Source organism: Arthrobacter arnarulunnguaqae (genome assembly GCF_051262515.1).
Lineage (GTDB): Bacteria > Actinomycetota > Actinomycetes > Actinomycetales > Micrococcaceae > Arthrobacter_N.
Genome location: NZ_JBIMER010000001.1, coordinates 18477 through 34356, shown reverse-complemented (window position 1 = coordinate 34356; position 15880 = coordinate 18477). Strand labels below are relative to the sequence as shown.

The 15880-nt window shown below is 68.3% G+C and carries 10 protein-coding genes; 6 read left to right on the top strand and 4 right to left on the bottom strand.

Translation table 11 applies throughout. The features are described 5' to 3' along the window. Positions 1-64: 64 nt before the first annotated feature. The 4 genes from ACHAAJ_RS00125 to ACHAAJ_RS00110 all read right to left on the bottom strand — a co-directional run bounded on the left by ACHAAJ_RS00125 (position 65) and on the right by ACHAAJ_RS00110 (position 3678). Positions 65-1258 carry an adenylate/guanylate cyclase domain-containing protein gene (locus ACHAAJ_RS00125; protein WP_435725783.1) on the bottom strand — a complete coding sequence of 398 codons (1194 nt, stop codon included), beginning with the start codon at positions 1256-1258 and terminating at the stop codon, positions 65-67. Further along, positions 1251-1811, bottom strand: a complete 561-nt coding sequence (locus ACHAAJ_RS00120) for a PH domain-containing protein (RefSeq protein WP_435725782.1) — start codon at positions 1809-1811, stop codon at positions 1251-1253. The genes ACHAAJ_RS00125 and ACHAAJ_RS00120 overlap by 8 nt, the downstream gene beginning before the upstream one ends. Before the next feature lie 69 nt (positions 1812-1880). After that, the gene (locus ACHAAJ_RS00115; RefSeq protein ID WP_435725781.1) at positions 1881-2792 is read right to left on the bottom strand and encodes a biotin--[acetyl-CoA-carboxylase] ligase; all 912 of its coding nucleotides are present in this window, start codon (positions 2790-2792) and stop codon (positions 1881-1883) included. Between the two features lie 28 nt (positions 2793-2820). Further along, positions 2821-3678: an SDR family oxidoreductase gene (locus ACHAAJ_RS00110; RefSeq protein WP_435725780.1), complete on the bottom strand. Its 858-nt coding sequence runs from the start codon at positions 3676-3678 to the stop codon at positions 2821-2823. 208 nt (positions 3679-3886) lie between these two features. Between ACHAAJ_RS00110 and ACHAAJ_RS00105 the strand changes: the two genes are divergently transcribed. The 6 genes from ACHAAJ_RS00105 to ACHAAJ_RS00080 all read left to right on the top strand — a co-directional run bounded on the left by ACHAAJ_RS00105 (position 3887) and on the right by ACHAAJ_RS00080 (position 15868). Then, positions 3887-5500 (top strand): acyl-CoA carboxylase subunit beta, encoded by a 1614-nt coding sequence (locus ACHAAJ_RS00105; RefSeq protein ID WP_435725779.1) that lies wholly within the window; start codon positions 3887-3889, stop codon positions 5498-5500. Between the two features lie 12 nt (positions 5501-5512). Continuing rightward, positions 5513-5761 carry an acyl-CoA carboxylase subunit epsilon gene (locus ACHAAJ_RS00100; protein ID WP_435725778.1) on the top strand — a complete coding sequence of 83 codons (249 nt, stop codon included), beginning with the start codon at positions 5513-5515 and terminating at the stop codon, positions 5759-5761. 45 nt (positions 5762-5806) lie between these two features. Next, positions 5807-7498, top strand: coding sequence for a DUF885 domain-containing protein (locus ACHAAJ_RS00095; RefSeq protein ID WP_435725777.1), 1692 nt, complete (start codon positions 5807-5809; stop codon positions 7496-7498). Between the two features lie 20 nt (positions 7499-7518). Continuing rightward, entirely contained in the window at positions 7519-8229 is a 711-nt protein-coding gene (locus tag ACHAAJ_RS00090; protein ID WP_435725776.1) for a Maf family protein, read from the top strand. 421 nt (positions 8230-8650) lie between these two features. Continuing rightward, a complete protein-coding gene (locus ACHAAJ_RS00085; protein ID WP_435725775.1) occupies positions 8651-10426 on the top strand; it encodes an acetyl/propionyl/methylcrotonyl-CoA carboxylase subunit alpha in 1776 nt (591 codons plus the stop codon). Between the two features lie 282 nt (positions 10427-10708). After that, the gene (locus ACHAAJ_RS00080; RefSeq protein WP_435725774.1) at positions 10709-15868 is read left to right on the top strand and encodes a peroxidase family protein; all 5160 of its coding nucleotides are present in this window, start codon (positions 10709-10711) and stop codon (positions 15866-15868) included. The last annotated feature ends 12 nt before the right edge of the window (positions 15869-15880 follow it).

Here is a 15880-nt window from a genome sequence, read left to right as displayed (position 1 = left end):
GATGGAGGAACGCGGGCGCGATGGGGACAAGTCCCCATGCGGCCGGTTTCGGGCCGGTTCGACGCTAGTCCAGAACCAGACCGGTGCCCTCGCCCGGGGCGAGGATCACGGGGTTGATGTCGCCGAAACCGCGCACCGCCGTCGTCTGCTGCGGCAGCAGGACGAACCGGTCGTCGTCCGCCAGCGTGGCGGCGGTCAGGGAGTCGGTGAGCACCGTGCCCGGCTCGGCGAGCGCGGTCAGTCGGGCGGCGAGATTCACGGTGGGACCGTAGATGTCCCCCAGCCGCGACAGGATGCGTCCCCAGACCAGCGAGACCCTGGTGTCCGGCAGCATCTCGTCCCGCCTGAACTCGCGGGCCAGCGACAGGGATATCTGGGCGCCGGCCTGCGGCGTCTCGGCGACGAACAGCACTTCGTCCCCGATGGTCTTCACGAGCCGACCGCCGCCGACGGAGATGATCTCGGCCGATTTGTTCTCGAAACGCTGCACCAGCTGGGCCAGCGTGCGTTCGTTCATCCGCCGGGACAGGCTCGTGTAGGACACCAGGTCAGCGAAGCCGACGGCGCGGGCCAGCGGCAACGGCGCGTCGTCCTCGCTTCCGTCGCGCCCGGCCTCGCTGGACGCCAGCCCGGTGTCGGCGCGGACGCCCAAGCGATGCAGCGCCGCATTGAGCTGCCGGCGCCAGGAGTACAGCAGGATCTTTTCCATGGGTTCGATGAGCTCGGGGAGCACGCTCACCAGCCGCCGACGCGCCTCGGGGTCGCTGACCCCCTGGTTCTGGACCATGTCCTCGACGAGCGCCTCGACCTGCCACACCACCATTCGGTCCGTCATCTGGCCGATGGCGCGCGTCAACGAGATCGCGGCCTCCTCGGTCAGCAAACCGGCGCGCACGTTGTCGACGATGGTCACCAGCGCGTCGAGGTCGACCTGGGTGAACGCGACGTCGTCGTCCCCGATGTTGGGAAAGCCCATGGCCCGCCAAAGTTTGCGCGCGCTCAGTAGCGAAATCCCGGCTCCGGCGGCGACATCGCGCCTGCGCAGGGTGCGTTCCGCGCCGAGCAGACGGTGTTCGAGGTCCTTGGCCGACTGTTTGACCGCCTCGTGGGCCAGCGCCTGCGCCAGCGGGAGGGCGCGCGTGTCCGGGCCGGCGTCGGGGCTCAACCGCGGGAGCGGTGCGGTGGTGGGGTGCGCCTGTGGGTCCGGCGATGCGGGGGCCTGGGCACCCCTGAGGCCGTCCTGCGACCCATCAACCATGTCCCGTCCAATCCATCCGTTGTTCAACATCCAGTTCTACACCATCGAACATGACGGTCCTGGGGAGCGCCTCTATGGCGTCCAGCACCAGTTCGCGCAGCCGGTGGACGCCGGGCATGTCCGGCAGCTCCGCCTTCCCGTGAGCCGTCTGCAACTCCAGCGTGCCCGCCCCCGCCCCGCGTCGCAGGACCGGCTGGCGCACCCGCAGTCCGCCGACGAGCACCAGCGGAAGCTCCCACTGCGAGCGCCCCGAGATCCCGCGGCGGATCACCACCCGGCGGTTGGTCAGGTACGTCCAGGTGCGCAGCCAGCGCACCAGTGGACCGACACACCAGACCAGCGCCAGGACGACGGCGGCGATCGGCACCACGGCCGTGAGCAGCGGCCGGGCCTCGCCGAGGGCCTGTGGCAGGTCCGGGCGGTTCAGCCAACCGAGCCCGAAGCCCGTCACGGCGACAAGGGACAGGAATCCCGCGACCGGTGCGTTCAGGACCCGGCGGTGGGCGCGGGTCTTGACGATGACGCGTTCGCCCTCGGCAAGGCGCAGTCGCATGGGTCCTCCTCTTCCGTACCTTCCCCTCGATTCTAGGTGTTGGGCCTGTCGCGGGCCCCCGGCCGGAGCCTACGAGTACTCCCCGTCGGCGCGGCGGAGGTGCACCACGTCGCCAGCGCGCAGCGCGGTTTCGGTGCCTTGCGCGGACCGGATGCGCAGGGCGCCGTCCGCGTCGAGGCCGACGGCCTCGCCCTCCAGCGTGGAGCCGTCCGGCAGTTCGGCGCGGACCCGTGCGCCGAGGGTGGCCATGCGCGCCGCGACCCGTTCGCGCAGGCCCGCGTCCGCCTCGCCGCCCTCGTCCACGAACCCGCGGTACAGCTCGGCCACGCGGCGCAGGTACGCCGTGAGGACAACCGTGTTGTCCGTCGTCGACGCGCCCTCCAGCAAGAGGCTGGTCGCCGTGGGGACGGGAAGTTCCCCCTCCGTGAGGCCGACGTTCACCCCGGATCCGACGACCACGGCGGGAACCGGGCCCTGCGCGACCAGCTGGGCCAGCAGCCCGGCGACCTTCTTGCCGCCGACGAGGACATCGTTCGGCCACTTGATCCGGGCCTCGACCGCGGTCGAGGCCCCGATGGACTCCGCCAGCGCGAGTGCACACAGCATGGACAACCAGCCGTAGGCTCCCGCGGGCAGCGGTCCGCCGTCGGCCGTCGTGGGACGGAACAGCACCGACACCGCCAGCGCGCTGCGCGGCGGCGCCTGCCACACGCGCTCCAGCCGGCCCTTTCCGGCCGACTGGAAGTCGGTGGCGAGCACACACAGGTCGGGCCATTCGGCGGGGTCGGCCGCCGCGGACGCCGCGATGTCCGCGTTGGTGGACCCGGTGGACTCCACGGTCTCCACGCGGGCGAAGGGACCCGCCGGGGCCAGCAGGTCCGACCGCAGGGCGGCGCCGTCCAACGGTGCGCGGTCGTCGGTCGGCCGGGGCGTCGATTCGGAGGTCGCGGGGCCTCGGGACTTCGATGGTTCCTGGGTCATGCTCCCACCCTAGGACGAAGGCGGCGCGTCACAGGAAGATGTCCGCAACCAATTGGTCCTCCCGGGCCCCTAGCCCGTATCCGGAGAAGTCCTCGATGCCCTCGTCCCGCAGCACCTCCTCGTCCGTGAAGAAGTTGCCGGTGCACTCCGCGGGCGGCCGCGCGAGGATCGCCACCGCGGCGTCCGCGACGATGCGCGGGCTCCGGGATGCCGTCGCCAGCCGTTCCCCTCCGGGCAGGTTCCGGATGGCGGCCGTGTCGATGAGAGTCGCCGGCCACAACGAGTTCACGCCGATGCCCTCGATGCGCAGCTCCTCGGCGAGGCCCAGGGTCGTCAGGCTCATTCCGTACTTGGCCATGGTGTAGGCCAGATGGGCGCCGGCCCACTTCGGATCCAGGTTCAGCGGGGGCGAGAGCGTGAGGATGTGCGCCTGCGGCGAGCGGCGCAGCGCCGGGAGGCTGAGCTTGGACAACAGGAACGCACCCCGCACGTTGATGTCCTGCATAAGGTCGTAGCGCCGCATCGAAACGTCGTCGGTGTTGGAGAGATCGATCGCCGAGGCGTTGTTGACGACGGCGTCGATACCGCCGAAGGTTTCCACCGTCGCCGCGACGGCGCGTGCGACGTCGTCGTCGTTCCGCACGTCGCCGACGATCGGGAGGGCACGCCCGCCGGCGGCGACGATTTGCTTCGACGCCGAGTACACGGTCCCCTCCAGGGAGGCGTGGGTTTGCGCCGTTTTGGCCATGAGCGCGATGTTCGCGCCCTGCCCGGCCGCGCGCAAGGCGATGGCCAGGCCGATGCCGCGGCTGCCGCCGCTCATGAGGATGGTTCGGCCCGCCAACGGGGCGGACGTGTCGGTGCTCGGTGCCGGGGGGATCGTCATGGCAACACCCTACGGTAGAAAGCACACCATTGTTACCCATCGGTAACAAGCGGTCGCGGCGGGCGGCCAATCCGGCCCCGCCCCAGCCCGGGCTTCGCTTTTTGTAGGGTTCCTACAGGCGAAGCGCATCCGGCCGTCATTAGACTGGCACCGATGGCGTGATCGTTGTGCCATTCCTACTATCCCCAACCCGACGGGAGTCCCCGGCATGAGCGAGACCGGCACCGACACGATCGCCGACGCGATCGACGTGTCCACCACTGCGGGCAAGATCGCCGAGTTCCGGCGCCGGCAGGCCGAGTCGATGCTCCCCTCCGGCCCCGAAGCGGTCGAGAAGCAGCACTCCCGCGGAAAGAACACCGCCCGCGAACGGGTCGACCTCCTGCTCGACGAAGGTTCGTTTGTCGAGTTCGATGCCCTCGCCGTGCACCGCACCAGCGCCTTCGGCATGGACAAGAAACGCCCCCTCGGCGACGGACTGGTCTCCGGCTACGGGACCGTGGACGGCCGCATGGTAGCCGTGTATTCCCAGGACTTCACCGTCTACGGCGGATCGCTCAGCCAGGTCAACGGCGAAAAGATCGTGAAGGTCCAGGAATTCGCCCTGCGCAACGGCTGCCCCGTCGTCGGCATCCTCGATGGCGGCGGAGCCCGCATCCAGGAGGGCGTCGCCTCGCTGGCCATGTTCGCCGACATCTTCCGCAACAACGTGCACGCCTCCGGCGTGGTCCCGCAGATCTCGTTGATCATGGGTCCGAGCGCCGGTGGGGCCGCCTACTCCCCGGCGCTGACCGACTACGTGGTCATGGTCGACAAGACCAGCCACATGTTCATCACCGGCCCCGACGTCATCAAGACCGTGACCGGCGAGGAGGTGGACATGGAGACCCTCGGCGGGGCACGCCAGCACAACGCCAACACCGGCACGGCGACCTACCTGGCCGCCGACGAGCCGGACGCGATCGAGTTCTGCAAGGAACTGCTCGACTACCTGCCCTCCAACAACATGGCCGAGGCCCCCGCCGCGGAGTTCGACGAGAACCTCGAGACCACGGACGAGGACGCCGCGCTGGACGCGCTCATTCCGGATTCGGCCAACCAGCCGTACGACATGCGCAAGGTCGTCGGGAACATCGTCGACGACGGGGCCTTCCTCGAGATGCAGTCCCTGTACGCGCCGAACGTGATGATCGGATATGCACGGGTCGAGGGCCGCACCGTGGGCATCGTGGCGAACCAGCCCATGCAGTTCGCCGGAACCCTGGACATCGCCGCCTCGGAGAAGGCCGCGCGGTTCGTGCGCAACTGCGACGCGTTCGGCGTGCCGATCCTGACACTGGTGGACGTCCCGGGATTCCTGCCCGGCAAGGACCAGGAGTTCCAGGGCATCATCCGGCGCGGCGCCAAGCTGCTGTTCGCCTATGCCGAGGCCACCGTCCCGAAGATCACGGTCATCACGCGCAAGGCGTACGGCGGCGCATACATCGTGATGGGTTCGAAGAAGCTCGGTGCGGACTTGAACCTGGCGTGGCCCACGGCGCAGATCGGCGTCATGGGAGCCCAGGGCGCGGTCAACATCCTGTACCGCCGCGATCTCGCGGCCGTCGCATCCGCGGGCGGCGACGTCGAGGAGCGGCGCCAGGAGATCGTCCGCGACTACGAAGCGGAGTTGCTGAATCCCTACCAGGCGGCGGAGCTGGGCTACGTCGACGCGGTGATTGCGCCGTCGGACACTCGTCTGCAAGTGGTCCGCGGCCTGCGGGCCCTGCGGGACAAGCACGCCTCGCTGCCCGCCAAAAAGCACGGCAACATCCCGCTGTAGGAACGGAGCCACGTGGACAACGAAACGACGACGCCGATCGCCGGCGGCGAACCCGCGCTTCTGCGCGTGGAGCGCGGCAGCCCGACCGCGGAGGAACTGGCCGCCCTGACCGCCGTCGTGATGGCTCTGGGGGCCGAGGCCGACGGGGCCAGGTCCGCAGCGGACGAGGCGACGTCGCGCGCCGAACGCCTGCGCAGGCAGACACGCCGCGGCCGGCAACTCGCGGGGCTGCCGGGGTCCTGGCGCAGCGGAAGGTTCTAGCGCAAGGTCTTTAGCGAAAGCTTCACAAACGGGTAGTCTTCCGTCATGACCAACGCCACCTCCGCGACCCCGCGCGCATTCACCGCAATCGACGCCGTCGCCGACGCACACTTCGCCCGGCTGCTCGAACTTGCCCCGGATTTCGCGACGAGCCTGGGCATCGCCGGGCACGAGACCGAATACGGGGACTACTCCCCCGCGGGCGAACGAGCCATGGCCGAGGCGAACCGCGCAACCCTGGAGCGGCTCGAGGGCCTGGAGCCCGTGGACGACGTCGACCGGACCACCCTCGACGCCATGCGCGAACGCCTGGGCCTCGAGCTTGAGATCCACGAAACCGGCGTCACGGAGCTGAACAACATCGCCTCCAACGCGCAGGGGATCCGCGCGGTCCTCGATCTCATGCCCACGGACACGGCGGAGAACTGGGGGCACATCTCTGGCCGCCTGGGCAACATTCCGGCGGCCCTCCGGGGATACATCGAGTCGCTGCGCGCGAGCCGGGACCACGGCAAGGTGTCCGCCAGGCGTCAGGTGGAGATCGTCGTCCGGCAGGCGCGTGACTACGCCAAGGAGGGTGGCTACTTCGATTCCCTGGTGGCCGGGGCGCGCGCCGGAGGCGAGGAGCTGCCGCCGGCGCTCCGGGCGGAGCTCGCCGACAACGCCCGCCGCGCGGCCGACGCCTACGGCGGGTTATCCGACTTCCTCGAAGCCGAGCTGCTCCCACATGCGCCGGCCAAGGACGCGGTCGGGCGCGAGCACTACGCCCTGATGTCACGGCGCTTTCTGGGAGCGGCCATCGACCTGGAGGAAACGTACCGTTGGGGCGTCCAGGAACTGGACCGTCTCATCGCGGAGCAGGAGCGCGTGGCCGGCCAGATCAAGGACGGCGCGTCCATCGAGGAGGCCAAGGCCATCCTCAACGCCGACACAGCGCGGCAGCTGAAGGGAACCGACGCGCTCAAGGCCTGGATGCAGGACAAGTCTGATTCGGCGGTGCGCGATCTCAAGGGCGTCCACTTCGACATTCCGGAAGTCATGGAAAAGCTGGAGTGCATGATCGCGCCCACCCAAGAGGGCGGGATCTACTACACCGGGCCGTCCGAGGACTTCTCCCGGCCCGGCCGGATGTGGTGGTCGGTCCCGGCGGGCGAGGACAGCTTCACCACGTGGGCCGAGACCACGACCGTTTACCACGAGGGCGTTCCCGGGCACCACCTGCAGGTCGCCACCGCCACCCTCCGGCGGAACACGCTGAACGACTGGCGGCGCAACGCCTGCTGGGTCTCCGGCCACGGGGAGGGCTGGGCCCTCTACGCGGAGCGCCTGATGCTCGAGCTCGGGTACCTCTCCGACCCCGGGGACCACATGGGCATGCTCGACATGCAGCGGATGCGGGCGGCGCGGGTGGTGTTCGATATCGGAGTCCACTTGGGACTGGAGGTGCCTCAACGGTGGGGCGAGGGGACCTGGACGCCGGAGAAAGGCTACGGCTTTCTGGCCAAGCATCTGGACATCTCCGAGGGGCAGCTCGCGTTCGAGTTCGCCCGCTACCTGGGGTGGCCGGGACAGGCGCCGTCCTACAAGGTGGGGCAGCGCCTGTGGGAGCAGATCCGCGACGCCCGCCGTGACAGCGAGGGTGACGCCTTCGACGTGAGGGCGTTCCATTCCGAGGCGCTCGGCCTCGGCTCGGTGGGGTTGGACACGCTGCGTCGGGCCCTGCTGCCGGGAGCCTGACGCAGGTCTACGGTTGACGCATGAGTGAATCGCCGAATCCCGCGCAGTCCCCGCACCCGGCGGCGCCAGGACCCGCCGGGCATCCCGAGGCCGCGCTGCTGGTGCTGGCCTCCGCCTCCCCCGGCCGCGCCAGGATCCTGACCGATGCCCGCATTGCCTACGACGTCGTGGTGTCCGACGTCGACGAGGACGCGGTGCTGCGCGACGCGGTCGAACGTCTGGGGAAACCGGATGCGCACGACACGGCGCTGCTGCTCGCGCGGTCCAAGGCCGAGTCCGTGGCCGCGCTCCAGGACGCGGACGGCGCCGTCGTGCTGGGTTGCGATTCGGTGTTCGAGTTCGAGGGCGTCGCGTACGGCAAGCCGTACACGGCCAAGGTCGCCGCGGAACGCTGGCGGGCAATGCGCGGCAAGTCCGGCGTGCTGCACAGCGGCCACTGGCTGATCGACAACCGCAGCGACGAACCGGGCGACGGCGGAACCGGGGCGACCGTGGGCGCGGTGGCTTCCGCGACCGTGGCCTTCGTCGACGCCAGCGACGCGGAGATCGAGGCGTACGTGGCTTCCGGTGAACCGCTCCCCTGCGCAGGCGGCTTCACGATCGACGGCCGCGGCGCGGCGTTTGTGCACCGCGTCGAGGGCGATCCGAACGCGGTGGTGGGGCTCTCCGTCTCCACGTTGCGGCAACTGTTGTCCTCCGCGGGGCTGTCCGTGACGGACCTCTGGGAGTAGTCAGCCTCGATGCGTCGGTAGCTGCCCTTCCTCCGACCCCGCCGATAGCTGCATCCCCTTGCGTGGATTCAGACCCCTGCAGAGGACCGCCGGTTCGGCGGATCCTATACGGATGGTTTGCTCCGAGATGACATAGGTGAGTCCCGCCCGTCGCACCCGATCGCCGTCTTCGGAGGCCGCTGTGCAAAAGATGCGGCGCCCCAAAGCCTGGGGAGGACGAGAACCAAGGCTCGCGCGTGCACCGCATTCCCTCGCGCGGGACTGCTTTCCACGCACGTGCCTGAATTCGGCGACGGCACACCTTTTGTAGGGACCCTACAAAAACCGCTGCCGGACGCACGGGACCCGCCGGTCGCTGACGTGGAAACCCCACAAGCGCAGGTAGGCTCCAACAGAGCAACGTGAAGGAGATAACCCTGCCATGACCCCCTTGACCAAGGTCCTCATCGCCAACCGCGGCGAAATCGCAGTACGCGTCATCCGAGCGGCGCGCGACGAGGGCATCGCCTCCGTTGCCGTCTACGCGGAGCCGGACATCGATTCCCTGCACACGCGCCTCGCCGACGAGGCCTACGCGCTCGGTGGCTCGACGGCGGCGGACTCGTACCTGGTCATGGACAAGATCCTCGACGCCGCCGCCCGGTCCGGAGCGGACGCCATCCATCCGGGCTACGGCTTCCTCTCCGAGAACGCGGAGTTCGCCCAGCGGGTCGTCGACGCGGGGCTGGTGTGGGTCGGCCCCCCTCCAGCGGCCATCGCGCAGCTCGGCGACAAGGTCCAGGCGCGCCACATCGCGGAAAAGGTGGGGGCCCCGCTGGTTCCCGGCACCAAGAACCCGGTCTCCAGCACCCGGGAGGTCCTCGAGTTCGCGGACCACCACGGATTGCCGCTGGCCATCAAGGCGGCCTACGGCGGCGGCGGCCGCGGCATCAAGGTGGTGCGCTCGCGCGAAGAGATCCCGGAGATGTACGAATCCGCAGTCCGCGAGGCCACCGCGGCGTTCGGCCGCGGCGAGTGCTTTATCGAGCGGTTCCTCGACGCCCCGCGCCACGTCGAAACCCAGTGCCTGGCCGACGTCCACGGCAACGTCGTCGTCGTCTCCACCCGCGACTGCTCACTCCAGCGCCGCAACCAAAAACTCGTCGAGGAGGCCCCCGCCCCCTTCCTCACGGACGAACAGAACACACGCCTCTACCAGGCATCCAAGGCCATCCTGCGCGAGGCCGGCTACGTCGGCGCCGGCACGTGCGAGTTCCTCGTCGGTCAGGACGGTGTCATTTCCTTCCTGGAGGTCAACACCCGGCTTCAGGTCGAGCACCCCGTCAGCGAAGAGGTCACCGGGATCGACCTGGTCCGCGAGCAGTTCCGCCTCGCCCGTGGCGAGGAGCTCGGCTACACGGATCCCGAGGTCCGCGGCCACTCCTTCGAATTCCGCATCAACGGCGAGGACGCCGGCCGCAACTTCATGCCGGCACCCGGCACCATCTCCACACTCGGCTTCCCGACGGGACCCGGCGTGCGGATCGACTCGGGCGTGGAGCAGGGCGAGACGGTCTCCGGCAACTTCGACTCCATGATCGCCAAGCTGATCGTCACCGGCGCAACGCGCTCCCAGGCGGCACAGCGCGCCCGCCGCGCGCTGGAGGAGCTGGTGATCGAGGGCATGCCCACCGTGGTCCCGTTCCACCGGGCGGTGATGGCCGACGCCGCGTTCGTCCCGGACGAGGGTCCGTTCACGGTCCACACTCGCTGGATCGAAACCGAGTTCGACAACCGCATCGCGGCCTGGTCCCCTGCCGGTGCCGCCGAAGAGGCCGACGCCGGCGAGCGGCAGCGCGTCACGGTCGAGGTGGGGGGCAAGCGCCTCGAGGTCGTCCTGCCGGCGGGGCTCGGCGGATCCAACGGGTCGTCCGGCCGCGCGGCCGGCAAGCCCAAGAAGAAACGCGCGCAGCGCGGGACCGCGGCGGCCGCCGCTTCCGGCGACGATCTGGAGTCCCCCATGCAGGGAACCATCGTCAAGGTTGCCGTCGCGGACGGGGACACCGTCGCGGAGGGGGACCTCGTCGTAGTGCTCGAGGCCATGAAGATGGAACAGCCGCTGACGGCGCACAGGTCCGGCGTCGTCTCCGGCCTGTCCGCCCTAGCCGGCGACACGGTTGCCGCCGGTGCCGTTTTGGCGAGCATCACCGACGGCTGACCTCCCGTCTTTCGCCGGTTGGCGGGGCGGTTTCCCTCTCGGGAAGCCGCCCCGCTTTCGTGTGCGCGAACCGAACGATGTGCCACCCGATTCGCGTTGCGAAAGACTCCGGAAAGATTTTGCCTGCGGTATTTACAAACGCAACACGCATCACCATAGTTAAGGCCACTTGGGGGTATCGGCCTTGACGGATTTATTCCGTCTTGGGGGGCTCGATTCCGCGGGGGTTCGCACGGTCCAATGGCGACTAAGCGCCGGACCGACGCAATTGGGGAGAAAAAATTGAAAAATCTTGGGAAGGGGCCTGGGAAACCAGGTCAAAAGGCCGGTGTCCTGGCTGTCGCGACCGCGTTGGTAGCGGCCGGCATCCTCGCACCGGCGCAAGGCGCCATCGCCGCACCACCTCCGGGTCAGGACTTCAACGTCACGCAGGGCGACCTGGAATTCATCATCAAGCAAATCGACATCTCGGAGGACCACGCCGAGGCCACCCTGACGGATCCCAATGATTCGCCTCTGTGCCTGCCCGGCAAGACCTTCGACGTCGCGACCCAGACCTACCGGGATTCGCAGGGATACTGCGTGGGTTCGCCCACGATGCCCTACGGCCTGCGGACGGTCGACGGCCGCTGGAACAACCTCCTTCCGGCTCAGGACGGCTACGGAACCGCGCAAGAGGTTTTCCCCCGCCTGCTAAAGGCGGAATACAAGGACGCCGACGTCACGCCGCCCTTCGCGCCGGGCAACAACTCGCCGAATCCCGGCGCCGCGACGTCCTACAACCAAACCCAGGGCTTCGTCTACGACTCGGACCCGCGCACCATCAGCAACCTGATTGTCGACCAAACGGTCAACAACGCGGCCGCGGTAGAGGTGATGAACCGGGTCGACGGCAGCCTTCGCGAAATCGGAGCCACCGCAACAAGGCTCGCCGGAACGGCCGACTACAGCGACGCGGTGGCCATCAGCCGGCGGGCGTTCCCCGATGGGGCGCCCGTCGTCTACATCTCGCGCGACGACGACTACGCGGACGCCATGACCGCGGCGACCGCCGCAAAGGCAGACGGCGCTCCGCTTTTGATGGTTCCCACCAGCGGCACCATTCCCACCGATGTCGACGCGGAGCTGAGGCGCCTCGCACCCGGTGAGATCGTCGTAGTGGGCGGCCCGCTCGCGGTGAGCGAGCAGGTCTTCGGAGATCTGGGTGGCTACGCGGCGACGGTCACGCGAGTGGCGGGCGATACGCGCTTCGGCACCGCGGTTGCCATCAGCAACCGCGACCACCCGACGGACGACGTCTCGAAGGTCTACCTGACGACGGCGTTCAACTTCCCCGACGCGCTCACCACGGGAAGCGTTGCGGCCCGCGACGCGAACCCCGTCCTGCTGACCAATGTCGGTTCGATGCCGCAGACCACCATCAACGAGCTCACGCGGCTGGCGCCGAGCGAGATAGTGATCATGGGCGGACCGCTCGCCGTCGATCCCGCCGTTGAGACGCAGGTCCGGAACTCGGTCCCCGGCTCCACAGTCACCCGCATTGGCGGCGCGAACCGCATCGAGACGGCGGCCATGCTGTCCGCGGCCTCGTTCACGCCACCCGTCGATACGGTTTACGTTGTTACGGGAGACGATTGGCCCGACGCGATGGCCATCGCGCCGGTCGCCGGCATGCAGGGCGCACCGGTGCTTCTGGTACGGACCACCGGATCCGTGACCCCGGTCATCACCGAGCTGAACAGGCTCGCGGCCTCCAATATCGTGGTGATCGGCGCCAACAGCGGCGTGGGAAACGTCTCTGCGGCATTCGAGGAGGAGCTGGCCACGAGCGTGGTCGGCAATAACGTCGTGGTCCCGGACATCGCCACGGACGAGGGGCTCTCGGCTTCGGCCACGAGCCTGTTTACGATCTTCGGGCAGTTCTTCGACCACGGCCTCGACCTGGTCTCGAAGGGCGGCAACGGCACGGTGGTCATCCCGCTGCAGCCGGACGATCCGCTGTACGTCCAGGGGGCACGGACGAACTTCCTGACCCTGACTCGCGCGACGATCAACAACGACGGCGGTGCCCGCGAGCACATCAACCGCACCACCCCGTTCGTCGACCAGAACCAGACCTATGGTTCGCACGCCTCGCACCAGGCCTTCATGCGGGAGTACACGCTCGTGAACGGAAGCCCGATGCCCACCGGTCGCATCCTCAACGGCGAGGGCGGCGAGGGCCTGCCCACCTGGAACGACGTCAAGAACCAGGCCCGCACGGTTCTGGGCATCGAACTGGACGACTTCGACGTCCTCGATGTTCCGCTGATCGCCACGGACCCGTACGGCCACCTGCTCCTCGGCGCGAACGGCCGGGCGCAGCTCGCCTTCGCGGACGGGCTCCGCGAGGGCAACCCGGCGGCGCCGATCTCCACCGAGGGTTCCCTGACGGCAAACGCGTCCTTCCTGGACGACATCGCCCACGGGGCCACGCCGCGGATGGTCGCCAACCCGGCGGACCCCACGGGTCCACAGATCCCCGGCTACGACAACGCGTCGCTGGGCCAGCACTTCATCACCGGAGACGGCCGAGGCAACGAGAACATCGGACTCACTTCCGTGCACCACGTGTTCCACTCCGAGCACAACCGGATGATGGATCAGATCCAGAACGTCCTGGAGACCGAGGTGCCCGCGGAACTGTTGGCCCGCTACCAGGCCGACGGATTCTGGGACTACGGGGAACGCCTCTTCCAGGCGGCACGCTTCTTCACCGAGATGCAATACCAGCACCTCGTCTTCGAAGAGTTCGCGCGCCGCATTCAGCCGAACATCGACGCCACCGTGCTGAACGAAAACTCGTACCAGCCAGACGTAAACTCATCGATCCGGGCGGAGTTCGCCCACTCGGTGTACCGGTTCGGCCACTCGCTCCTGCGGGAGACGGTGCCGCGCGAACACAACGGTGTCATCACCGAGGTGCCGTTGCTGGACGCCTTCCTGAGTCCCACGGCTTTCCGAACCGCACCCGACGGAACCGCCATCGGCGCCGACGAGTCGGCCGGCGGAATCCTGAAGGGCCTGGCCAACCAGACCGCCAACGGCATCGACGAATTCGTCACCGACACGCTTCGGAACAAGCTGCTCGGCCTGCCGCTGGACCTGCCGGCCATCAACATCGCACGTGCCCGCGACACCGGCGTCCCCGGGATGCAGGCCGCGCGAGCCACGTTCTTCGAGGAGAGCGGGGATCCGCAGTTGGCTCCCTACGACAGCTGGGAGGACTTCCGTCTCTCGATGAAGAACCCGGAGTCGATCGGCAACTTCATCGCCGCCTACGGCAACCACCCCACGGTGGTCGACGCAACGACGCTGGCGGCCAAGCGCTCCGCCGGTCAGACACTGGCTACCAACACGACGTTCATGAACGCCTCCGCGGCCGACAGCGGGCTCAACGAAGTCGACCTGTGGATGGGCGGACTCGCCGAGAAGCCGTATATCTTCGGCGGCATGCTCGGCGCGACGTTCAACTACGTGTTCGAGAAGCAACTCGAGGACCTGCAGAACGGCGACCGGTTCTACTACCTCAACCGCAATCTGGGCAACTCGCTTTTCCACACGCTGGAGGCGAACTCGCTGTCCCAGATCGTGCTGCGCAACACGACGGCGGACCGCGTTCCGCACGATGTGTTCGCGTCGCCGCAGCTGACGTTCAACCTGGACAGCCCGCAGACGGAGCTGAACTCGGCCGGTCTGACCGGCAGTGCGACGGCCGGCTGGCGCTTCAACGGCGCCGAGCACATCGTCGTCCAGGATACCGACGCGGCCAGCAACATCCGTGGCGGTCTGGGCGATGACTCCATCTGGGGCCGCGGTGGCAACGACAGGATCGAAGGTGACGACGGCGCGGACGCAATCATGGGTGGCGACGGCGACGACATCCTCACAGACCTGTTCGGCGACGACAGGATCCAGGGCGAGGCCGGCAACGACGCCATCAACGGTGGTCCCGGCGTCGGCGACCTGCTGTTCGGTGGTTCTGGCCAGGACTACATCGTGGGCGGCCAGGACGCCGCCACGGTCTTCGGTGGCCTCGGCGACGACTTCATCTGGGGCTCGAGCGGCCGCGACAACCTTCGCGGCGACGAGGGCAACGACTGGATCGACGGCGGCAACAACGCCGACCTCCTCGTCGGCGACCTGAGCAACACGATGATGAACGATCCGGGTCTGTACCACGGCGGCCACGACGTGACCGTCGGCAGGACCGGCAACAACGACCACGACGCCGAAGGTGGCGACGACATCATGGTCGGCGGGCCCGGCACGGATAGCTTCGGAGGGATGCTCGGTTTCGACTGGGTGACCTACGACGGTGCCAGCCTCGCGGTGAGCAACGACATGGACGCCATCCAGATCGTGCCCGGCTCCGAATCGGCGATCATCGACCGGTTCAAGATGGTGGAAGGATTCTCCGGCGGCGCCGGGAACGACGTCGTCCGCGGAAACGCGAACGTCGAGGCGTTCGAGGACCCGAACATCGATCGGCTCGGCTACGGGCATCGGCTCACCCAGGAACACCTGACCCGGATCGAAGGACTCCGGGACATCCTTGGCGGCGGAGATAACCCTGTCTATGCACAACGCTTCATGGTCGACACTCCAGCGACCGAGGAGGACATGAACAACAACATCCTCTTCGGCGGAGCCGGCGACGACACCTTCGAGCCGCGCGCGGGCAGCAACTTCGTCGACGGCGATGCCTGGCTGGACGTCAACGTGGTCCTGCGCAATGCCGACAACCAGGTGACGGAACGTCAAAACAACGTCTCCGCCTACCAGACGCGCATCTTCAACCGCACGCTCAACCCGGCGGACCTGTCGATCGAGCGTCGGTTGCAGAACACCGCGGGGACCGGCAACGACACGGTGGTCTACGCCGGTCCGCGCACGGACTACCTCATCACGACGAACGCCGATGGGGTTGTCCAGGTGGCCAGCATCCTCGAACCCGAGGTACGCACCGACTACCTGCGCAACGTCGAGCAGCTGCAGTTCGGCGACGGCGTCGTCGTCGATCTCACCACCCCGGCGCTGGAAATCCTCCAGCTCGAGGAGGTGACCGTCGATCCCACCTTCGCCGGGACCCCGGCCGACGGCGACACGATCACCACCACCCTAAGCGAGGGCGCCGTGAACGACGGAGGCGCCGCGCAGTTCGAACTCCAGGTCATCGCCCTGGATGGGGCCGGCGATCCGGTGGCCATCACTACCCAGGCCAACGACACCGGCGAGTTCGGCATCACCGCCGTGGAGGCCGGTTCGCCGGTTCAGGTCATCGCGACCATCACGGATGGCGAAACCGCACCACAGCAGTTCGTCTCCGAGGTCTCGGAAGGCACCGCAGCGGCGGTCGAACCGGCTCCGACGACCGCCGAACTGCAGGGGGTGGAGGAGTAACCGCTGGGGCCG